This is a genomic window from Flavobacterium branchiophilum NBRC 15030 = ATCC 35035 (assembly GCF_002217205.1).
In the GTDB taxonomy this organism is placed as follows: domain Bacteria; phylum Bacteroidota; class Bacteroidia; order Flavobacteriales; family Flavobacteriaceae; genus Flavobacterium; species Flavobacterium branchiophilum.
In genome coordinates this window covers 33,174-56,475 of the sequence record NZ_MUGT01000081.1, presented here as the reverse complement: position 1 = coordinate 56,475, position 23,302 = coordinate 33,174, and the positions used below count along the sequence as shown (strand labels likewise).

The following is a 23,302-nucleotide window of genomic DNA, read 5'->3' as shown; positions in this document are numbered from 1 at the left end:
AAAAAACAATAGATTGGGCAACTTTATATGTACATCTTGGTATAAATACAACCTTTGCTTGGTTAATTTATTTATCAAGCTACAAATATAATTTATTTTATAGACAATGTTTTGATTTTTTGAAAAATGTTTCATCGGAACTTAATAGCACTTTTGCAAATGGTGTTCCTTTTTATTCTTATTTTATAGTGAAATACTTACTCGAATTATTACACGCTTTGAATTGTCAAATAGCAGTTAAACTTATGATTTACAATTAGTTGTGTAAAAACAATTGATCAAAACATGATATTTCAAGCAACTATTTTTTACTTTATTGGATGATTTTTGTCATAATTAATAAGTAAATTCAAAAACAAACTATAACTTGCTATGCCTTCCTTTTGTTGGTTCATTTTTAAGTATTGATCATAAAACCTTTTGAATCCTTGATCAATTATACTTTCGTGTTTTTTCCAAAATAATTCATTTTCTTTAAAATTGATAAGGATACCAGCATGAAGTTGTTGTTTATAATAAGAGTAACGACTTGGTTGCTTTTTTTTAATTTGAATTAAACAGTTTTTAACTACCTGACTGTAAGCAGCATATTGAAAATACAAATCAGGATTTTGACTTCCTGCTAAAAATCCAATAAAATTACATTCACTTTCGCTAGCATAACCGATTTGATGGGCCATTTCATGACATAAAACATTAGGAATTAATACGTTAGGCAAATTGTCATTCACTTGGGCTTCATTTGTAAAAGGATTCAAATATCCCGCAAACCCCATATAGGTTAAAGGTATGCTAAAAATAGAGGCTTTTTGAGATGGTATTTGGTAATTAAAATAAGGGTACTCTTGTGCCAATTGTTTATATCCATCAATAGATTTTGCAAATATTTGTTGCTTATTATAAGTATTTACAACTTTTAATTGGTCGTTTTTTGTTATTTTTATATGAATATTATTCAAATTCTTAATCATTTTTTGTGTAAAACAAAGTAAATCATGATTAGTATAAGTGGATTTAATTTTCATTTTTTCACTTAAAGGCAATCTATTATAATTTAAACCCCATAAAAAATGAAATAAAAAATAAAAAAACACTACAAAATAAATGATTAACCTGCTGTTATCTTTATCTTTTTTAATTTGATACAAGGCATAAAAAATAAATAATAAAATTAAAATATACAACACATCGCCTATTGAAAATGGTATTTTTCCAAAAACATACCTCAAAAAGGTTGAAATATAAATATAGATGCCGTTAGAATAATTTTTTTCGATGGTAACAGGAAAAAAATAAATTATTCTTACAGCAATTATTTGCAATACAATCAATAAAACACCTTTGTATTTTGTAATCATTAGTTTATTTTTTATCAAACAAACTGGCCTCTTCCGTTTTGCTAGATGGTGCAATTAAGGCGTGTAATGATTGGAGTTCTGCAGCAGTCAAAGCACGATACCTGCCAACGGGTATATCTAATGAAACATTAATAATTCGAATTCGTTTTAAAGCAACCACTTCATAGCCCAAATACTCGCACATCCTACGGATTTGTCTATTTAAACCTTGAGTTAATATAATTTTGAAAGTATATTTACTGATTTGTTCCACTTTGCATTTTCGAGTAACAGTATCCAAAATGGGGATGCCATTGGCCATCCTATTGATAAACCGATCTGTTATGGGTTTGTCCACCGTTACCGTATATTCTTTTTCGTGGTTATTTCTTGCTCTTAATATTTTGTTTACAATATCGCCATCGTTTGTTAAAAATATCAAACCTTCGCTGGCTTTATCCAGCCTCCCTATAGGAAAAATTCGGGTCGGATAATTGATATAATCCACTATATTATTTTTTACCTCCAAATTGGTGGTACATTCCACCCCCACGGGTTTATTAAATGCCAAATATACCCATTGGCTCGATTTATCAATAATGAGTTTATTATGAATCCGCACCTCATCGTCAATGGTAACTTTTGTTCCCATTGCTGCAACGTCACCATTAATAGTTACTACACCTTGTGCGATCAATTTATCGGCCTCTCTGCGAGAACAGTATCCCGTATCTGAAATAAACTTATTTAATCTTTTTGATTGGTCTTCCATTAATTGCTAATTATTTATGCGATGTTTGATTTAAAACATCTGCCCCTGGCAAATTCATTTTTGTTGTAAGAGTAGCAATATCATTAAGATCAAAATCGCCAGTTAATGAAAAAATTATCGTTTGATTGTCTTTACCATAAGATTCTAAAAACATAAAAAGCTCTTTGACTTTCCCTTCACTGCTGCCTGACTTGACATACACTTTTGCATTTTTGCCATGAATCGAGCTCGATGCCAATGCTTCTAAAGTATTGGTTTTCAAATATTTTTCAGCTGCAACTTTCATTTCAGTTGCATTTTTTGTGTTTGACGTTACAAAAACTTTCAAATTGTCTAGCGTTTTGATAAAACTAAGATACTGCATAGTCTCCTTGTCAGACGCCTTAATTTGCCCCATCAATTCAAACATTTTATCATTTACAATTATGGATGAAATACTTTCTTGATTTTCAAATTTAGCAAAACTATTTTGAGCAAATATGATATTTGTTACAAAAAAAACTATAGTTACAAGTACTTTTTTCATGATTTTTGGTTTTAAAGATTGAAAAAAAATTAAACATGATTCCTTTTAATCCTTTTCATTTTTCGTGCCAAATGTAATGTTTTTTAAAATATTTTTTTTTATTTTTTAAAATATTGTGTCTTAAAAAAATAATTCGAAGAAAAAATATCAAGTACGACTATTAAAAACAAAATGGTTGAAAACAATTTACATATATATAAACCTACAATTAAATATTTGATTTTAAAAAAATATAAATCAAAAAATAAATTATTTGATGTGAAAATAAATTATTTTTTCAATTACGTTTTATAATTGCTTTTTGTCGGTAATTTTATACATTTTATCGTGTATTTTATATTTTTTGTATATCTTTGTCATGTCTTAAAGAATGAATCACATTTTGGGTGTAAAAATTACAAAAAAGAGTTCAAAGTTTATGATACAAAAGTTGGTAATAAAATAGTTTTTAGTTTTTTTAGTTTGTTTTCCGATTCGCTCAAGTGTTGTAAAAAATCCCGAATCACCTACAATAATAAATACTTGATGCAAAAATTGGTTAAAAAAAGAGCTTTCAATTTATTGAAAGCTCTTTTTGTTGTATATTAAATATAAATTTATTTTCGTTGCATTACTTTTATTGCCGCTTCCAAAATGGCATGATGGTTTAATTTGTATTTTTCCATCAATTGTTCTGGAGTGCCACTTTCGCCAAAGCTATCTTGCACGGCAACAAATTCTTGAGGAGTAGGTTGGTTTTGAGCAAGTAACCTCGACACACTTTCGCCAAGTCCGCCTAAAATATTGTGTTCTTCGGCTGTAACAACACATTTGGTTTTTTGAACGGATTTTAAAATAGCCTCATCATCTAAAGGTTTAATGGTATGAATATTGATTACTTCGGCACTAACCCCTTGTTTTCCAAGGTTTTCGGCAGCTATCAGGGCTTCCCAAACTAAATGACCTGTTGCAATAATCGTTACATCGGTTCCTTCTTGCAACATAATGGCTTTACCAATTATAAAGGGTTGATCGGCTTCGGTAAAATTTGGTACCACTGGTCGTCCAAAACGCAAATAAGCTGGGCCATGATGATCGGCCAATGCAATGGTTGCTGCCTTGGTTTGGTTATAGTCGCAAGTATTAATCACCGTCATTCCAGGCAACATTTTCATCAAACCAATGTCTTCTAGTATTTGATGAGTTGCACCATCTTCGCCAAGCGTCAATCCAGCATGCGAGGCACAAATTTTTACATTTTTATCAGAATAAGCAACAGATTGTCTGATTTGATCATATACCCTTCCCGTAGAAAAACTAGCAAAAGTACCCGTAAATGGTATTTTTCCGCCAATAGTCAAACCAGCCGCAATACCAATCATATTGGCCTCTGCAATTCCAATTTGAAAGAACCTTTCGGGATGGTTTTTTTTGAAATCATCAAATTTTAATGAGCCTATCAAATCTGCACAAAGTGCCACAACATTTTCGTTTTTTTGACCTAATTCAGTCATACCAGCTCCAAATCCAGAACGGGTATCTTTACTTCCTGTATTAATATATTTTTTCATTTTTTTTAAATTCATTGTAATATTATACCTAAATATATATTAATTAATAATCGCCAAGAGTTTCTGGATTTTGAGCTAATGCTAGTTCAAGTTGTGCATCATTTGGTGCTTTTCCGTGCCAAGCATGACTATACATCATATAATCTACACCATTACCCATTTCAGTATGCAATAAAATACAAACAGGTTTGCCTTTTCCTGTTTTATTTTTAGCTGTTTCTAATCCTTCTTGAATGGACAAAAGGTCATTTCCTTTGGTTATTTCTAAAACATCCCAATCAAAGGCTTCAAACTTTGCTTTTAAATTTCCTAAGCTCAACACATCATCCGTTGTTCCATCTATTTGTTTGCCATTATAATCAATGGTTGCAATCAGATTATCTACTTTTTTTGCAGCGGCATACATAATGGCTTCCCAATTTTGTCCTTCTTGCAACTCGCCATCGCCATGTAAAGTGTAGATGATGCTGTTGTCTTGATTGAGTTTTTTGGCTTGTGCAGCACCAATGGCTACAGACAACCCTTGACCTAAAGATCCAGAAGCAATTCTAATACCTGGCAAACCATCGTGTGTAGTAGGATGTCCTTGCAAACGGGAATTTAATTTTCTGAAAGTTGCCAATTCTGACACAGGAAAATAACCACTTCTGGCTAAAACGCTATAAAATACGGGGGAAATATGTCCGTTAGATAAAAAAAACAAATCCTCATGAACACCATCCATATCAAAACCTTCGTTTCGTTTCATTTGATGTTGATAAAGGGTTACTAAAAATTCTGCACAGCCCAAAGACCCTCCTGGATGACCAGAATTTACGGCATGAACCATTCGCAAAATATCTCTACGAACTTGGGTTGTAAAATCAATTAAATGTTGTGTGTTTGACATAATGAATGTAACTTTTGAGCTATGATTTTAATTATCATAGGTATATTTCTAAATTGAGTTCAAAAGTAATTTTATTTTTGATGTGAAACAAATCATATTTAAAAAATAATAAAAAAGCATAAAGTAAGACATATCTTTCATTTAAAAAATATTAACTCAATTGAACCAAAAAATAAATCAAAAAATAAATTATTTTACAAAAAATAAGCAATCATTTTGTAAATTGTTTTTTTAATTTAAAAAAAAATAATATTTTTGTATAAAATAATTCTAAACCATAACCTGCTATTCAACTCAAACATGCTTAGAGACTTTTTATTAAATAATTATTTAGTTCAATTAAAAGTTGTATTAACTAGCCGAGTTCGAAATACTCAAATGTTAGGTCTTCGATACTCCTTTATATTAGGTATCTTGGCTTTTGTATTTTCTGTATTTTGGTTTTCTGTTGATGCTCCAATTTTAGCAGCTTGCAATTTGACATGTTCCATTTCATTTTTTATCACATCGCTATTTATTGTTCAAAATAAATATGCAGATTTATGTAACCATATACTATTATATATAGGTCTTGCTACCATATTTATAACCATTTCCTCTTCATTTCATGTGTATCCATATTTGGCGGTTTGGTATATTGGACCTGTCATTTTTGCGCACATGTTTTTGAAACGATTTCAAGGTTTAATCGTGTTTTTTATCAATTTAGCCTTAGCAATTATTAGTCCTTATGTAAATGTTTATGTTAAAAAGCATAACCTATTAGATCAAAGTAAAGTGCATTATAGTGTATTTATGCATACACTTATTATTGTAAGTATTTTGGCAATAGTATATTTTATATTAGAGCAATACAAAGAGTATAAGGCAGATGATGAGTTTGCATTGTTTCAAAAAAATCAAGAACTAGACGATTCTCGTAAGGAATTAATTAAAACACAAAAATATAAAGAAGAATTTTTTGCGCTTATTAGTCACGAAATTAGAACACCGATGAATGCAATAATTGGTATTTCTAATATTGTTCGCAAAACCAACTTAGATACCAATCAAATAAAATTTATCGAAGCCATTCAATCATCGGCAAATAATTTATTGGTTATTATCAATGACTTATTGGATTTATCAAAGCTTGAGGCAGGAAAATTAAGAATAGAAAACAAAGGTTTTAATTTAAATAATTCTTTGCAGTTTATTTTTTCGTTATTTGCAAATAAAGCCGAAGATAAAGGATTGGAATTTAATATTAGTTTTGACAACAGAATTGCCACCATTTTGGTTGGAGATCAAATTAGAATCAATCAAATATTACTAAATTTAACCAGCAATGCAATTAAATTTACAGAAAACGGATATGTTGAGATAAAATGCGAGTTAATTGGAGAAACAGATAACAGTCAAAAAATAAAATTTTCGATTATTGATTCAGGCATTGGGATAAGTGAGGCTTTTTTAAAAAATATTTTTGATCAATTTTCACAAGAAGATTTATCAACATCTCGTAAATTTGGAGGAACGGGACTTGGTATGACCATAAGCAAGCATCTAGTAGATATGATGAATGGTGATATTAAGGTGAGTAGTTTGAAAAACGTAGGAACAACCATAGAATTTGTATTAAAATTGGCCATTGGCACTGATAAAGATTTGCCAATTAGCAAAGAAATACAGATGGAAAATGATGTTTTGAAAGGTAAAACTATATTGTTGGTAGAAGATAATGAAATGAACCGACTGGTAGCTCAAAACACTTTAGAATTATATGGTGCCATAGTCAAAGAGGTTTTTAATGGTCAGGAAGCAGTTGATTTTTTAAAAATAAATACCGTTGATTTGATTCTTATGGATATAGGAATGCCCGTAATGAATGGAATCAAAGCCACCGAAATTATACGGTCTGAATTAAAAATAACTACTCCAATAATTGCCTTAACGGCAAATGCTCTTGCCGAAGAACGAAACCGATGTATTATTGTTGGGATGAATGACTTTTTGACAAAACCTTTCAAAGAAGGCCATTTGATTCAGGTCATTTCTAATAATTTGAATAATAAAATTACTATTTTTGAAGATATAAAAGAAGAAATATTTGATTCAAACGAAATATATACTTTAGCCAATATTAAAATGATGAGTAAAAACAATGATAGTTTTGAAAAATCGATGGTGCAAATATTTTTGAAAGAATCAAAAAAAGCGATGTCTGAAATTAGTATTGCCTTAGAACAGGAGGATTGGGAAAAATTAAGATTTTTTGCACATAAAATAAAAGCATCTGTAAAAATGCTCGAGATCAAAAAAGCAATAGAAATTGTTTTGGAATTAGAAAAATACGACCCCGCCAAAATGCCTGATTTTAATATAGCTCAACAAACAAAATCGTTTTTCCTATATATAGATAAAGTCAATCAAAGTTTGGAAGAGCATTATCCAAATTGAGTTGGTGCTACATCAATGGACTTTGCCATGATAAATCTGAACAAATAATTTTGATGAATTAATACGTTTTAAATTCAATGGCTACATCAATAAAGTGTAGTACCTCTTTTTTATTTTTACATTTAATTAAAAAAAAAATTGATGTTTTTTTAAAGTTATAAAGAAATTTGTTTTTTATCATTTATATCTAAAATAATTAAAATATATTTGTCTTTTTTATAAAATATGAAGCCATATATTTTTTTGTTATTTTTCACTACAAGCATCGTTTTTTGTCAAGATATTTCAAAAAAAGGAGCTTTAGATGTTCAGTTTTTGGCAGGCAACACCTTAGCACATTCGCCAGATTTGAAACATTTAATTACCCATCATCCACAAGGCTTGATGGTGAGCCTTTCTAAAAAAACTTTTGGCGAAAAAGAGTGGCAACAAGCTTATAATTATCCTGATTATGGTGCTTATTTTTTATATCAAGATTTCAAAAATCCTATTTTAGGGCATAATTATGCTTTGGGATTGCATTATCAATTTTATTTTTGGAAAAGGCAATTGCTATTCAAAGTTGCACAAGGAATTGCTTACGCATCAAATCCATATAACAAGGAATTTAATAATAAAAATGGTGCTTTTGGGTCTAGAATTTTAGCCAATTCAAACTTTGCCTTCATGTTCAAAAAAGACCGTTTGATAGATGATTTTGGTATTCAAGCGGGCTTTATATTTACACATTATTCTAATGGTCGAACCCAATCGCCCAATAGCGGCATCAATACTTTTAACTTAAACATAGGTATTCATTATGACTTTGATAAAAATCCAGTTTTTCAAAAAGATAGCATTAGATCGTCCAAACAATATGCCGAACCGTTGAAGTACAATATAATAATTAGAACAGGAGTCAATGAAAGTCCCATAGTCAATTCTGGTCAGTATCCTTTTTTTCACTGCGGATTTTATGTAGATAAAAGAATCAATCGAAAAAATATATTTCAACTTGGAACTGAAGTTTTTTTTACACCATCTTATAAAGACTTTATAAAATACCAGTCTGTGGCCTATCCTCGGCTGCAATTAGACCCTACAACAGATTACAAACGAATAGGTATTTTTATTGGTCATGAATTGGTTATCAACAAAATAGCTCTCGAGGGGCAGTTGGGTTATTATGTGTACCAACCTTTTAAATACAACATCCCTATTTATGACAGGCTGTCTATTAAATATTACACTACCCCACATATTTTTATAGGTGCGGGTGTAAAAACACATGGTTTTTTAGCCGAAGCCCTAGAATTAGCAATAGGTTACAGGCTATAATTTTAACCAAAAATATATTTTAAAAATACATATCCCTTTCTTATATTTTATTTTTATGAAAAAAATAGTCTTATATATAATTCCTTTTTTGATATTAAGTTGTTCAACGCCTGGCACTTGCTTAGAATCTACAGGAAGTATTGTCAATCAAAGTGTAGAAGTAGCTGATTTTCAAAGAATTATTGTTTATCCTGGTATTAGTTTGGTTGTAGCACAAGGGCCTAAAAAAGTACTTATTGAAACAGGCAAAAATTTGATTAGCAATATTGACATCCATGTAATTGACAATCAATTGATTATCAAAGATGTAACAGATTGTAATTGGGTTAGAGAATATGGACAAACTATTGTATATGTTACCACTCCAAATTTAACAGAAATATATTCTAAAACAGAAAAAAATATACGTTCGCAGGGCATTTTAACCTTTCCTGATTTGACCCTTTCTGCCATTGACGATTTTGACAAGTTAGACGGGGCAGGAACAGGCGATTTTCATATTAGTATCAACAATAACCATTTGATAATTGGCACCAATAATGTAGCCAATTTTTATATCGATGGACAAACGCAAACATTTTCGGCCAATTTTTATGAAGGTACCGGTCGGATAGAAGCAGCACAATTGATGGCCCAAAACATCAATGTATATCATAGAGGAGCAAACGACATGATACTTCATCCAATACAAAATATTCAAGGAAATATGTATAGTACCGGAAACATTATTTGTAAAAACCACCCACCAATTGTTAATGTTACGGCACATTATCATGGACAGGTTATTTTTCAATAAAATATCAAATCAGCAAATTATTAGTATCTATATATTTTGGGCGTTCCCCAAGGGTCGGGCTATCCGTTTCAAACAACGTTCATTGAACACCAAAAGAAATATCATATTGTGAAATAATCTTTTTTGGGGCAGAAAAAACCTCAAAAAAGGATTTTCACTGCTATCCCTAACGCAGCATCCTGCAAATAATAGTGTTCAAATATTTTTTTAGACGGCTATTTCCTCCATTTTTTAGTTTCATCAAAAACGGTTTCTAAAATTGACTGATCGATTGCCGTAAAAGCAACATTTCTGCGGCTCATTACTATCGAAGCAACCTCAACTGCTTTTTGCACTTCATAAGTAGTGGACGACGACACCCCACCCCAAGTAAAGCTAGGAATCCAATTTCTTGGAAAACCGCCCCCAAAAACATTGGCACACACCCCAACAACTGTTCCTGTATTGAACATGGTGTTGATGGCACACTTGCTATGATCGCCCATCATGAGTCCACAAAATTGCAGTCCAGTTGGTTCAAAAGTTGCCGTTTCATAATTCCATAATTTGACTTCGCCATAATTGTTTTTCAAATTGGAGTTATTGGTATCTGCCCCTAAATTGCACCATTCGCCAATAACCGAATTGCCCAAAAACCCATCGTGGCCTTTATTTGAATAGCCAAAAAGTACCGCATTATTTACCTCGCCCCCTACCCTACATTCTGGGCCAATAGTTGTGGCACCATAAATTTTGGCTCCCATTTTAACCACTGCACCTTCGCATAATGCAAAAGGCCCACGAATAAGAGACCCCTCCATAATTTCGGTGTTTTTGCCAATATAAATAGGGCCTGTGGTAGCATTGAGTGTTACAAATTCGAGTTGGGCTCCAGGCTCTATAAACACGGCTTCGGCTCCCAAAACTTGTACCGATTCTGGTATGGGTTGCGAAACCCTGTCGGAAGTTAAAAGGGTAAAATCGGCCCGAAGTGCTTGATCATTTTTAGTAAAAATATCATACGTATGTTCAAGCATTAGCAGCTCGTTTTCAAATTCTAAAATAGCATAGTCTTCAAAATCAACTTCCTCTTGATGGTTTTCTGTAAAAAAAGCAATACAATCTTCGTTTTTAAATATGGCTTGGTTGGGTTTCAAATCTTGAATCATTTGAACCAAACTGTCATTAGGCAAAACAGCTGCATTAATCATGACGTTTTGATCCATTTCAACCATGGCATACTTTTCGGTCAAATAGTCTTCTGTAACGGTTGTGGTGGTAGAACCCAAATAAGCTTCCCATTTTTCACGAATGGTTAATATTCCAATACGAATATCGGCAACAGGTCTGGTAAAAGTAAAAGGCAATAAAGCATTGCGAGCAGTTCCGTCAAAAAGGATATAATTCATGAGCTATTGGTTTTGAATTTAAAAAAAACAAATTTACAAAAATTTATTAAAAAAAATAGATATCAATGCACATTAGCCTGTTTTTAGGATTTTTGTATTTTGAAAATAAAAAAGCTTCCTAAAATTAGGAAGCCTTAATAAATTTGAACAACTACTAAAATTATTTAGCGTGTTTAGCGTATTTAGTTTTGAATTTATCAATACGACCAGCTGTATCGATAAGTTTAGATTTACCAGTATAAAAAGGGTGAGAAGTTCTAGAAATCTCCATTTTTACAACAGGATATTCTACACCTTCGTGAATAATTGTTTCTTTAGTTTCTGCGGTTGATTTAGTAATAAATACATCATCGTTAGACATGTCTTTAAAAGCAACTAGTCTGTAATTTTCTGGGTGTACACCTTTTTTCATCTTGAAATCTTTTTTATTAATTTGAGTTATCGATTGTTTTGCAGCTTTTATATCAAAAGGTATAAACAATCCATACTTTTAGGGTTATTAACTTTTTTAATTGAGCATGCAAAATTATAACTTTTTTTGGTAATACAAATTTTTTTTCTTTCTTTTTTTTCTAAAAAACCACTTTTTTTTTTTACAGTTAATCATTCTAATTATTATCTTTGTAAATTATTATTTTAAAAATATATAAACATGGACGAAAGAATCAAAAAAAATGGAATTACTTTTGGCATCTTATCTGGATTATTTTCAGTTTTAATGACAACTATAATTTATGTTGTTAATACAAATTGGTTTACCTCTTGGTGGGCGGGTGTTTTTGGTTTTACCGTTTCTATTATTATAGGAATTGTATTGTTATCTAAAACTCAAAAAGAATTTAAAGGAGATTATAGTTTTAAATCGGCCTTTACAACCTTTTTTATTTGCTCTTTAGTAAGTATATTTATTGCCGTTATTTTTAATATTATATTGTTCAATTTTATTGATCCTGAATTAAAAATTACTTTAAAACAAAATATCATGAAAATGACTGTTGAAACCATGCAAAAATTTGGAGCTAGGTCGTCAGACATTAATGAAGCCATCAAAAAAATGAAAGAAAGCGATCAGTTTTCTGTTATAGAGCAATTAAAAGGTAGTATTTATACCATTATTTTATACTCCATTATTGGACTGATATTAGCTGCATTTTTCAAAAACAAACCCGCATACAAAGAATAAATGAACCTATCCATCATCATACCGCTGCTCAACGAAGCAGAATCGTTGCAAGAATTACATTCATGGATTTTGAAAGTCATGACGACCCATCAATACAGCTATGAAATTTTATTTATAGATGACGGCAGCACCGATGCTTCGTGGGATATTATTACCCATTTATCTCAAACAAATCCCAACGTAAAAGGATTGCGTTTTTTTAGAAATTATGGCAAATCGCAAGCACTTCATGCTGGTTTTGCTCGGGCAAAAGCCGATGTCATTATTACCATGGATGCTGATTTGCAAGACAATCCAGAAGAAATACCTGAATTGTATGATATGATTGTAAATCAAAAATATGATTTGGTTTCTGGCTGGAAAAAGAAGCGATATGATGCAGTAATGACCAAAAATATCCCCTCAAAATTGTTCAATTGGGCTGCTCGAAAAACTTCGGGTGTTACCCTCAACGATTTTAATTGTGGGCTGAAAGCTTATCGAAATGCTGTAGTAAAAAACATAGAGGTTTCTGGCGAAATGCACCGATATATTCCTGTTTTGGCAAAAAATGCAGGTTTTTCAAAAATTGGCGAAAAAGTAGTCAAACACCAAGCCCGAAAATATGGCGAAACCAAATTTGGAATGGATCGGTTTATCAATGGTTTTTTAGACCTGATAACCATTTGGTTTTTGTCTCGATTTGGCAAACGTCCCATGCACTTGTTTGGCGCTTTAGGAACCGCCATGTTTATCATTGGTTTTTTAGCTACTATTGGTATAATTGCTGTCAAATTGATCAAATTGTATTCTGGTTTTGACACCATTTTAGTAGCCAATAACCCATTGTTTTACATTGCATTAACCACAATGATTATTGGTACACAATTCTTTTTGGCAGGATTTCTAGGAGAAATTATTTTAAGAACAAAAAACAACGAAGAGCGATATAAAATAAGCGAAATGGCTGGCGAGTAATTGAATGGTTACTATTTGAAATGCTATAAAATACTTGTTTTAAAACACAAATGCCTTAGCTTCAAAAGCATTTATTATAAAAAAACTATTAAACTAATTGAATATGAACATCCCTCAAAACATCTTAAACACTGTTAATGAATGGCTTAGTCCTATTTTTGATGTTGCTACTCACGAAGCTATCAACACCATGTTGGCCGAAAATCCAAAAGAGCTGGAAGAGTGTTTTTATAAAAATTTAGAGTTTGGCACTGGTGGAATGCGAGGCGTCATGGGTATTGGTACCAACCGCATCAATCAATATACGTTGGGCAAAAACACTCAAGGTTTAAGCCAATATTTAAAACAATTTTTTCCTGATGAACCAATCAAAGTAGTGATAGCTTATGATTGCAGACACAACAGCAAGAGTTTAGCAAAAGTGGTAGCCGATGTGTTTTCGGCAAATGGTATCATGGTATATTTGTTTTCGGATTTACGACCTACTCCCGAGTTGAGTTTTGCCTTAAAACATTTAAAATGTCATGCAGGAATTGTATTGACGGCCTCACACAATCCGCCAGAATACAATGGCTACAAGGTATATTGGCAAGACGGTGGACAACTTGTACCGCCTCAAGACAAAGAAATCATCCAAGTTATTGAAAATTTAAAGTATGAAGATATTTTATTTACATCAAATGAGCATTTGATTACTTATATAGACAGCGAAGTTGATGCGGCTTTTGTGAAATCATCTGTCGAGAATGCCAGTTTTGATACTGCCCAATCCGCTCGAGATGGCTTAAAAATTGTGTTTACCTCGTTGCACGGCACGTCTATAACGGCAGTGCCTCAAACCCTGTTGGCTGCTGGTTATACGGATGTTCATATAGTAGCCGAACAGGCCGAACCGAATGGCAATTTCCCAACCGTAAAATCGCCAAACCCAGAAGAGCCCGAAGCCCTAACACTTGCCTTAAAACTTGCAGACGAAATTGGGGCTGATATTGTGATTGGTACCGACCCCGATTGTGATAGATTGGGCATAGCTGTTCGCAACAACGAAGGTGAAATGACCTTGCTAAATGGCAATCAAACCATGATTTTGATGACGGCGTTTTTACTAGAAAAATGGAAAAATGCTGGCAAAATCAACGGCAATCAATTTGTGGGTTCTACCATTGTATCTACACCAATGATGATGGAGTTGGCTCATAATTATGGCGTAACATGCAAAGTTGGGCTTACTGGTTTTAAATGGATTGCCAAAATGATTAAAGATTTTCCTGAACTACAATTTATTGGTGGAGGCGAAGAAAGTTTTGGTTACATGGTGGGCGATGCTGTTCGAGACAAAGATGCAGTGGCCTCAACTTTATTAATTTGCGAAGTTGCCGCACAAGCTAAAGCCAATGGTAGCAGTGTATATAAAGAGTTGTTAAACTTGTATGTTGATCATGGATTTTATAAAGAACACTTGATATCTTTGACCAAAAAAGGAATTGAAGGATTGGCAGCCATCAATCAAATGATGGTAGATTTACGAGACAATCCGTTGCTAGAATTAGCCAACGAAAGGGTTGTCATGGTTGAAGATTATAAAACGGGCATAGCCAAAAATATATTGACTGGCGAAACCGAAAACATGGCAATTCCAAAATCAGATGTTTTGATTTATTACACCGAAGGAGGAGCCAAAATAGCTGCTAGACCAAGTGGAACAGAACCTAAAATTAAGTTCTACATCAGTGTAAATGCTCCTTTAGACCAGGTTGAAGATTTCAGTATTGTAGGAGAACAACTAGACCAAAAAATCAAAAAAATAGTAACTGATTTGAAACTATAAATCATAACCTTTCAAACAACAAAGTAGGATTACAGTAAGCTACTTTGTTGTTTTTTTTAATTATAAAAAATGGACGAAAATTTAAAGAAAATTATTCCTTTTGTAAAACCATACCAATTTCATGTTGTTTGGAATGTTATTTTCAATATCTTGTATGCACTTTTTAGTACATTATCTTTTATTGCGTTGATTCCTATGTTGGATGTTTTGTTTAAAAACGAAAACAAAGTAATTACAAAACCCGTGCTGAATTCCATTTGGGATATTACGTCATTTGGCAAGCAATATTTGTATTATCAAATCAACAGTTTGTCCAAAACTAATGGTCCCGAAATGGCTTTGATATTAGTAGTAAGTTTGGTAATTGTAACATTTTTGCTCAAGAATCTGTTCAACTATTTGGCTTCCAATCATTTGATGCACTTAAAAAATGGTGTCCTCAAAGATTTACGCAATTTGATGTATAATAAAATCATAGAATTGCCCATATCTTATTATTCCGAAAAAAGAAAAGGCGATATCATGGCCCGAATGCTTGGCGATGTAGGCGAAGTGCAAAATTCATTTTTTGCTATTTTAGAATTGATTGTCAAAGAGCCTATGACCATCGTTTTTACGATAGCCACCATGTTTGCTATTAGTGCCAAATTAACACTTTTTGTATTTATATTCATACCTATTTCAGGATATATCATTTCAAAAATAGGAAAAACCTTAAAATCTAAATCTCAAAATATACAAACAGAAGGGGGGTATTTAATTTCTATCGTCGAAGAAACCCTTTCTGGATTAAAAGTTGTTAAAAGCTATAATGCCGAAAACAAATTTAAAGAAAAATTTCATAATTCTACACAAAAATTGCTATCACTGTCCAACAACATTGGTAGAAAAAACAATTTAGCCTCGCCGTTTAGCGAGTTTATGGGCATCATCGTTATAGCCATTTTGCTTTGGTATGGTGGCAATATGGTGCTTATAGAAAAACTAGCCAATGGAAAACCCGTTTTAGAAGGAGCACAATTTTTGGCCTATATGGGATTGGCCTACAATATTTTGACTCCTGCAAAATCCATTTCAAAAGCCTCTTATGCTGTAAAAAGCGGGATGGCCGCTGCACAACGTGTTTTTGAAGTATTAGAAGTTGAAAATGAAATAACCAATAAAGAAAATGCCCTAGATAAAAAAACATTTGAAAACAACATAAGCCTTAACAATATTAATTTTAAATACCAGAATGACAATGTGTTAGAAAATTTTTCGCTAACCATTCCAAAAGGCAAAACAGTAGCACTTGTTGGACAATCGGGTTCAGGAAAAAGTACCATTGCCAGCTTATTAACCCGTTTTTATGACGTGCAAAAGGGACAAATTTGTATAGACGGAATAGACATCAAAGACCTGAAAATGCACGATTTAAGAGGCTTGATTGGACTGGTAACCCAAAAAAGTATATTGTTTAACGACACCATAAAAAACAACCTCTTAATTGGAAAAAATGACGCAACCGATGCCGAAATTATTGAAGCCCTTACAATAGCCAATGCTTATGAATTTGTAAGGGATTTGCCCAAAGGCATTGAAACAAACATAGGCGATGCAGGCGATATGTTATCTGGCGGACAACAACAACGATTGGCCATTGCCAGAGCTGTATTGAAAAATCCGCCCATCATGATTTTAGACGAAGCCACATCGGCACTGGATACCGAAAGCGAAAAACATGTGCAAATAGCCTTGGAAAACATGATGCAAAACAGGACCTCTGTTGTTATTGCCCATCGACTATCAACCATTCAAAAAGCCGATTTAATTGTAGTAATGCAAAAAGGCAAAATTGTAGAACAAGGCAAGCACGACGAACTGATCCAACAAAACGGTGTGTATAAAAAACTTGTCATGATGCAAAGTTTTGATGTTTGATTTAAGGAAAAAAAATATTTATAACTTAAATAATATTTTTATATTAAAATAATGAAATTGTGTTAAAAATTTAAAATTATGAAAATAGTTTCTTTTTTTGCAGGAGCAGGAGGACTTGATTTAGGTTTTCAAAAAGCTGGTTTTGATGTCATTTGGGCAAATGAATATGATAAAGATATTTGGGAAACCTATGAAAAGAATCATAAAAATACAATCCTAGATAAACGAAGTATTGTCGATATTCCCTCTGATGAAGTTCCAGACTGTGATGGAATCATAGGAGGACCTCCATGCCAAAGTTGGTCTGAAGCAGGTTCAAAAAGAGGTATTAAAGATAAAAGAGGGCAGCTTTTTTATGAGTTTATCAGGATTTTAGCAGATAAAAAGCCAAAATTTTTTCTAGCTGAAAATGTTTCTGGTATGTTGTTACCTGCTCACGCAGATGCATTAGCAAATATCAAGCAAATGTTTACTGATGTAGGATATGATTTATCTTTTCAGCTATTAAATGCGTCTGATTATGGTGTACCACAAGATAGAAAACGTGTTTTTTTTATTGGTTATAGAACGGATTTAGGATTACATTTTCAATTCCCAAAAGGTAAAACAATTGAAAGTAAAGTTACTTTAAAAAATGTAATAGATAACTTGAAAGATAATGTTTTACCAGCTAAAGAAGGAAACCTTTCAAATGGTGATATATGTAAAGTTTTCAATCACGAGTATATGATTGGTGGTTTTTCTTCAATGTTTATGTCCAGAAATAGAGTCAGAAGTTGGTCTGAAGTATCGTTTACAATTCAGGCGGGTGGAAGACATGCACCTATTCACCCACAAGCTCCAAAGATGACGTTAATTCAACAAAATATTAGAGAATTTGTTAGGGGTAAAGAATATTTATATAGGAGATTAAGCGTAAGAGAATGTGCAAGAATACAAACATTTCCTGATGATTTTGTATTTTATTACAAGAATTTATTAGCTGGTTATAAAATGATAGGTAATGCGGTTCCTGTTGAATTAGCTAGAATATTAGCATTAAAAATTATAAAAGATATGAATAAAAATGTAGAAAAGAATATTAAATTTAGTAACAGTTTAAACATAAACGGTAATTTAGTTAAAGAGAAAATGAATGAATTGTTAAATACTTTATCTGTGTAATGAAAAAAGAAGCTTCACAAACAATTAATGGAAAAGCATTTGAATTTGCATTATTAAATGAATTCCTAGAAAAACTACAAAAAAACACGGTAGTCTCTGTAATAGAAAGTGAGCCATACAAAACAGCAAAAAAATATTTTTTTAGTTTTGATGAGAAAGAACAAAGCCATTATAAGTTAGTATCGAGTTTTGCTGTTAATTTCCTACTTGATATTGAACCTCGCTTGAATAATAGTATAAATCCAGATGATGTTTTACAACTTGAAATAGTTTCGGATAAAATGGGACAAAGTGGCGATGTAAGGGATGTTATTGCCATCCGTTCTAAACAAAATTGGGAAATAGGTATTTCTGCTAAAAATAATCATCGTGCAGTAAAACATTCCAGATTATCTAATGATATTGATTTTGGGTTAAAATGGTTAAATATTCCTTGCTCATTGGCATATTTTAATGAAATAAAACCTGTTTTCGATAATCTAGCATTTTTAAGATCGTCAAGTAAAGCAACTCAAAAATGGGACACATTAGGAAACTATCATGAGTCGGTCTATGTTCCTATATTAAACGCATTTAAAAAAGAATTGTTAAGGTTAGATGCTGATAATTCAGGCATAATAGCTGAAAAATTAATAGAATATTTAATCGGTAAAAAAGATTTTTATAAGGTTATAAAAGGAAAAAATAAAGTTGAAATTCAAGCTTATAATTTATTCGGAACATTAAATTTACCATTCAAAAACATAAAACCAAAAGCTAAAATTCAAAGATTAAAATTACCTAATAGATTAATTGAAGTTGTTTATCAAGAAAACTCAAAAACAACATTACTAGTTACTCTAAATGAAGGCTGGCAAATTTCATTCAGAATTCATAATGCAAGTTCTAGGATAGAACCTTCGCTTAAGTTCGACATCAATTTAATTTCTGCACCCCATTCTCTCTTTTCAAATCAATTGTATTTATGAATAAAAAAAAACATCAATCATGATCATAATATGAAATTATTTCATCAAATCATACTGCTAAGTTTGGTGGTGGCTGTGGCGGCTTGTTCAAAATCCGAGCCACAGCCACAAGTCGAAACTCCTAAGAAAGTGCTAGAAATCAAGGCTTTAGACATGTCGTTGTTGCCAAAAATCAGACAAAGCGGCATTGTTTTTCAATCCCAAAACGGTCAAGCCGAAGACATGCTAACCACCCTAAAAGCTGCAGGTGCCAATACCATTAGACTTCGTATCTGGAACAATCCAAACCCAGATGGGTCGGTTTCTAACTTGGCATCCGTTCGCTTATTGGCAAACGAAATGAAAAGTAAAGGCTTCAAAGTCATGTTGTCTGTTCATTATTCTGATACTTGGGCCGACCCTGGCACACAAACAAAACCCCAACATTGGCAAAATTGTACTTTCAATCAATTAAAAGACAGCGTTTTTCAATATACCTCAAAAATCATGTCGCAAATTCAACCCGATTACATCCAAATTGGCAACGAAATCAACAACGGATTCCTTTTTCCCGATGGGCAAATTCAAAATTTAGCCAACTTCAAAATGCTCATCAAACAAGGTTGTGCAGCAGTAAGGGCTCATAATCCCAATACAAAAATTATTTTGCATCTGGCCGGACACAACCAAGCCTTGTCGTTTTTCAATCAAATGCAAGACATCGATTACGACATCATTGGCTTGAGTTATTACCCTATTTGGCACGGAAAAAGTCTAATAGATTTAGAACAAAACCTAGAATTAATATCTAATGCACAAAATAAACCTATATTTATTGCCGAAACAGCCTATCCTTTTACCCTTAATTGGAACGATTATACCAACAACATCATTGGATTAAACAGTCAAATTTTGCCTGAATTTGAAGCCTCTGCCTCAGGACAGCAGCAATTTTTAAATCAAATCAAAACCATCATCACCAAGGTACCAAAAGGAATTGGTTTTTGCTATTGGGGTGCCGAATGGGTAGCATACAACGGCCCAACGGCCACCAACGGTTCTGCCTGGGAAAATCAAGCACTTTGGAATTTTCAGCATCAAGCCCAGCCTGCTTTATCGGTTTTTTCTAATTAAAATTAGCAAATTACAAACAAAAATATTAATTTTTAAGCCCCATTTCCTATTTTGGTAACCTCATTTTTAGCCTAAATATATGCTATTGAGCATTACATAATACTAAAAACAATATTTTGGGCGTGTCCCTCCGTAAACTACGGGTCGGGCTATCCGTTTCAATCTTTTTTGTTTTTTAAAGAAAAAAACAAAAAAGGATTTCCACTGCTATCCCTCACGCAAAACACCTGGGTTATCAATCAGCATCTGAATTACAAAATAAATATTACCATAGTTGTATTACAATCAACAACCATGACATATACTCTCGAAAAACCTATTGGATTTGCCTTTTTTATAGGTATTATTCATTAATTACACATTCAATTTGCTGTTTTTCCGACTAAAACTAAAATAAATAACCAAACCAATAAGCAACCAAACCGTAAAATAAATCCAATTCCAAACACTCAATTCGGCCATCATATACAAACAACAAATAAGCCCTAAAAGCGGGATAAGAGACAAATTTTGTTTGAAAGTCCAAATACTCAAACCAATAAGTGATAATAGAAAAATCCACATTGGTATTTTGTGTTTAAACAAGCTAAAACCACTTTCGTATTTAATAGATTCTGCTATGGGTAAATGGGCAACAACTTGATTGTATTGTTCGTCATTTTCTTGATAATTGCTCAATATTTCTTCCAAATCAGGAGCTTTAGAGGGGTCGATACTCGCATCTTTTTGGGCTAAAAACTGAACAACATTCAAAGCTTGCTCTTGGTTTAAAGCTGTAACAATTGCAGCAGGAGCATTAACTTGCTTTTCATTGGTCAAAAATCGCATTACTGCATTTTCATTAAAATAAAATCCCATCACAACGCCCAACACAAGCCCAATAGGCATCAAATATTTAGCATTTATATAAGGCGTTTTGAATTTTCCTCGAGGAATATTGGGTTTGTTTTGCAAAATTAAAACTCCAGCACAAACCAACACAAAAGCAAACAAAGTACCAATACTACAAAGATCTGTTACCATAGTCAAATTAAGAAAAAGAGCAGGAACACCTACAACAAATCCCGTAACAATGGTTGCAAAAGAGGGCGTTTTATATATTGGATGCACCTTTGAGAATCGTTTTGGCAAAAGTCCATCACGGCTCATAGCCATCCAAATACGGGGTTGCCCCATTTGAAAAACCAACAAAACGCTGGCCATGGCAATAACAGCACTTACTGCAATAACGCCCGACAGCCATTTTAAATGTAATTTTTCAAACACAAATGCCAATGGATCGCCTACATTGAGTGTGCTATAAGACACCATTCCTGTAAGTACCAAGGCAATTACAATGTATAAAATAGTACATATAACAATGGCATACATCATGCCACGAGGCAAATCACGTTGCGGATTTTCACACTCTTCGGCAGTTGTAGATATGGCATCGAAGCCAATATAGGCAAAAAACACCGCCGAAACCCCTTTCAAAATACCCGCCACCCCATTTGGTGCAAAAGGGTGCCAATTGTCTGTATCGATATAAAAAACACCAACCGCAATTACCAATAAAATAATAAAAAGCTTAACAGCAACCATAATATTACTCGCATTTCTGGATTCTTTCATCCCTCTATAAACCAAAGCGGTAATAATAAAAATAATCAACAAGGCTGGCAAATCTGCCACAAAATGAAATGATCCAATAGTTGGGGCACTGTTCCAAGCCGTAAAAGCATGCTTTAAATTATCAGGCAAATTATCAAATGATTTACCATTTTGCATGAGAGCAGTTGCTTCTTTAAAACCATTACTTGCCGTCAGATAATCCATTTGAATATATTGTGGTAGATGCAATCCCATGCTGTCTAAAAGTCCCGTAAAATAATCACTCCACGAAATGGCCACTGTGATATTGCCAATAGCATATTCCATAATAAGTGCCCAACCGATAATCCAAGCGATAATTTCGCCAAAAGCCACATACGAATAAGTGTAGGCACTCCCCGAAACTGGTACCATCGAAGCAAATTCGGCATAGGCAAACGCTGCAAAACTACAGGCAACGGCAGTAAATAAAAACAAAAATATGACGGCAGGGCCTCCATCAAAACTCGCTTTGCCAATGGTGCTAAAAATTCCAGCACCAACTATGGCGGCTATACCAAAGGCCGCTAAATCTTTGGTTTTTAAATGTTTGCCCAACGACCCATGTCCGTCCAAATTGTTTTGCTCTACTTGTTTCAGTATATCTTGAACTGTCTTTTTTCTGAATAATTTGCTAAAACTCATTTCGTTTTGGATTAGTTTGTTAATTTTTTTGCTAATATATTAAAAATATTGGCAAACCAATATATAATTTAATTTTTTGATAGCTAAAAAAAACAAATTATTCAATCATCAATATTATTGATGGACAAATAAAAACAAATAATCAATATTGATACGTAACCTACTGTTTAAATGTATAAATTTGCAGTATCAAAATTAATATGAATCATTTAAAATAAAACTTATGTCATTAGTAGGAAAAAAATTCCCAAGTATTGCAGTAGATGCCATTTCGCACGAAGGCGATAATTTAAAATTAAACATTTTTGAAGAAGCCACTAAAAATAATAAAAAAGTATTGTTGTTTTGGTATCCAAAAGATTTTACATTTGTTTGTCCAACAGAATTACACGCTTTTCAAGCGGCTTTAAGCGATTTTGAAAGCAGAAACACCGTAGTAATTGGTGCCTCTTGCGATACAAACGAAGTGCATTTTGCTTGGTTGAACACCCCAAAAAATGCAGGAGGTATCGAAGGCGTTACGTACCCAATATTAGCAGATACCAATCGTAATTTATCCAATATTTTGGGTATTTTAGATATCGACGCTACAAGCTATAGCGAAGATACAGATTCTGTTATCATCGAAGGGTCAAACGTTACATTTAGAGCTACATATTTGATAGACGAAACAGGAAAAATATTCCACGAAAGTGTAAATGATATGCCATTAGGAAGAAATGTAGCAGAATACCTCCGTTTGATTGATGCCTATACACACGTTCAAACAAATGGCGAGGTGTGTCCGGCCAACTGGGAAAAAGGTAAAGATGCTATGAATGCCAACAGAAATAGTACGGCTGCTTATTTGGGCTCGCACTAAAAAAATTATTAGCTTC

Annotated in this window: 20 protein-coding genes; 12 read left to right on the top strand and 8 right to left on the bottom strand. The window is 32.8% G+C overall.

Going from position 1 to position 23,302, the window contains the following annotated elements; translation table 11 throughout:
• On the top strand, positions 1–260 hold a 260-nt coding region (locus B0A58_RS16645), incomplete at its 5' end, for a hypothetical protein (RefSeq protein WP_207758845.1).
• Positions 261–308: 48 nt separating this feature from the next.
• On the opposite strand, the gene B0A58_RS10050 is transcribed toward B0A58_RS16645, so the two are convergent.
• The 5 genes from B0A58_RS10050 to B0A58_RS10030 all read right to left on the bottom strand — a co-directional run bounded on the left by B0A58_RS10050 (position 309) and on the right by B0A58_RS10030 (position 5,077).
• On the bottom strand, positions 309–1,358 hold the full coding sequence (locus B0A58_RS10050) for a DUF3810 domain-containing protein (protein ID WP_089080956.1): 1,050 nt from the start codon (positions 1,356–1,358) through the stop codon (positions 309–311).
• A gap of 4 nt (positions 1,359–1,362) precedes the next feature.
• Positions 1,363–2,109 (bottom strand): 23S rRNA pseudouridine(2604) synthase RluF, encoded by a 747-nt coding sequence (gene rluF / locus B0A58_RS10045; protein WP_014084904.1) that lies wholly within the window; start codon positions 2,107–2,109, stop codon positions 1,363–1,365.
• Positions 2,110–2,119: 10 nt separating this feature from the next.
• The gene (locus B0A58_RS10040; protein WP_014084905.1) at positions 2,120–2,635 is read right to left on the bottom strand and encodes a DUF4252 domain-containing protein; all 516 of its coding nucleotides are present in this window, start codon (positions 2,633–2,635) and stop codon (positions 2,120–2,122) included.
• A gap of 596 nt (positions 2,636–3,231) precedes the next feature.
• Positions 3,232–4,185 (bottom strand): transketolase family protein, encoded by a 954-nt coding sequence (locus B0A58_RS10035; RefSeq protein ID WP_089080955.1) that lies wholly within the window; start codon positions 4,183–4,185, stop codon positions 3,232–3,234.
• A 43-nt stretch (positions 4,186–4,228) separates the two neighbouring features.
• Positions 4,229–5,077 (bottom strand): transketolase, encoded by an 849-nt coding sequence (locus B0A58_RS10030; protein WP_165766320.1) that lies wholly within the window; start codon positions 5,075–5,077, stop codon positions 4,229–4,231.
• 297 nt (positions 5,078–5,374) lie between these two features.
• Here B0A58_RS10030 and B0A58_RS10025 point away from each other — a divergent pair, with 297 nt between their 5' ends.
• The 3 genes from B0A58_RS10025 (at position 5,375) to B0A58_RS10015 (ending at position 9,626) form a co-directional block, all read left to right on the top strand.
• On the top strand, positions 5,375–7,513 hold the full coding sequence (locus B0A58_RS10025) for a hybrid sensor histidine kinase/response regulator (RefSeq protein ID WP_089080944.1): 2,139 nt from the start codon (positions 5,375–5,377) through the stop codon (positions 7,511–7,513).
• Between the two features lie 225 nt (positions 7,514–7,738).
• Positions 7,739–8,830, top strand: a complete 1,092-nt coding sequence (locus tag B0A58_RS10020) for an acyloxyacyl hydrolase (protein ID WP_089080943.1) — start codon at positions 7,739–7,741, stop codon at positions 8,828–8,830.
• Positions 8,831–8,885: 55 nt separating this feature from the next.
• Positions 8,886–9,626 (top strand): head GIN domain-containing protein, encoded by a 741-nt coding sequence (locus B0A58_RS10015; protein ID WP_089080942.1) that lies wholly within the window; start codon positions 8,886–8,888, stop codon positions 9,624–9,626.
• Positions 9,627–9,841: 215 nt separating this feature from the next.
• Here the strand turns inward: B0A58_RS10015 and B0A58_RS10010 are convergent, their stop codons facing one another.
• Entirely contained in the window at positions 9,842–11,014 is a 1,173-nt protein-coding gene (locus B0A58_RS10010; protein WP_089080941.1) for a GlmU family protein, read from the bottom strand.
• A 160-nt stretch (positions 11,015–11,174) separates the two neighbouring features.
• Positions 11,175–11,426, bottom strand: a complete 252-nt coding sequence (locus tag B0A58_RS10005; RefSeq protein ID WP_014084912.1) for a type B 50S ribosomal protein L31 — start codon at positions 11,424–11,426, stop codon at positions 11,175–11,177.
• A 240-nt stretch (positions 11,427–11,666) separates the two neighbouring features.
• Here B0A58_RS10005 and B0A58_RS10000 point away from each other — a divergent pair, with 240 nt between their 5' ends.
• From B0A58_RS10000 to B0A58_RS09970, 7 genes are all read left to right on the top strand, one after another.
• Positions 11,667–12,197, top strand: coding sequence for a DUF4199 domain-containing protein (locus B0A58_RS10000; RefSeq protein WP_089080940.1), 531 nt, complete (start codon positions 11,667–11,669; stop codon positions 12,195–12,197).
• Positions 12,198–13,154, top strand: a complete 957-nt coding sequence (locus B0A58_RS09995; RefSeq protein WP_089080939.1) for a glycosyltransferase family 2 protein — start codon at positions 12,198–12,200, stop codon at positions 13,152–13,154. It begins immediately after the preceding gene.
• A 103-nt stretch (positions 13,155–13,257) separates the two neighbouring features.
• Positions 13,258–14,982, top strand: a complete 1,725-nt coding sequence (locus B0A58_RS09990) for a phospho-sugar mutase (RefSeq protein ID WP_089080938.1) — start codon at positions 13,258–13,260, stop codon at positions 14,980–14,982.
• A gap of 69 nt (positions 14,983–15,051) precedes the next feature.
• A complete protein-coding gene (locus tag B0A58_RS09985; RefSeq protein ID WP_089080937.1) occupies positions 15,052–16,902 on the top strand; it encodes an ABC transporter ATP-binding protein in 1,851 nt (616 codons plus the stop codon).
• A gap of 78 nt (positions 16,903–16,980) precedes the next feature.
• The gene (locus B0A58_RS09980; RefSeq protein WP_089080936.1) at positions 16,981–18,066 is read left to right on the top strand and encodes a DNA cytosine methyltransferase; all 1,086 of its coding nucleotides are present in this window, start codon (positions 16,981–16,983) and stop codon (positions 18,064–18,066) included.
• Entirely contained in the window at positions 18,066–19,034 is a 969-nt protein-coding gene (locus B0A58_RS09975; protein WP_089080935.1) for a HaeIII family restriction endonuclease, read from the top strand. The genes B0A58_RS09980 and B0A58_RS09975 overlap by 1 nt, the downstream gene beginning before the upstream one ends.
• A gap of 30 nt (positions 19,035–19,064) precedes the next feature.
• On the top strand, positions 19,065–20,147 hold the full coding sequence (locus B0A58_RS09970; protein WP_089080934.1) for a glycoside hydrolase family 53 protein: 1,083 nt from the start codon (positions 19,065–19,067) through the stop codon (positions 20,145–20,147).
• A 354-nt stretch (positions 20,148–20,501) separates the two neighbouring features.
• On the opposite strand, the gene B0A58_RS09960 is transcribed toward B0A58_RS09970, so the two are convergent.
• Positions 20,502–22,424, bottom strand: a complete 1,923-nt coding sequence (locus B0A58_RS09960) for an amino acid permease (protein WP_089080932.1) — start codon at positions 22,422–22,424, stop codon at positions 20,502–20,504.
• Between the two features lie 223 nt (positions 22,425–22,647).
• Between B0A58_RS09960 and B0A58_RS09955 the strand changes: the two genes are divergently transcribed.
• Positions 22,648–23,286 carry a peroxiredoxin gene (locus B0A58_RS09955; protein ID WP_014084921.1) on the top strand — a complete coding sequence of 213 codons (639 nt, stop codon included), beginning with the start codon at positions 22,648–22,650 and terminating at the stop codon, positions 23,284–23,286.
• Positions 23,287–23,302: the final 16 nt, after the last annotated feature.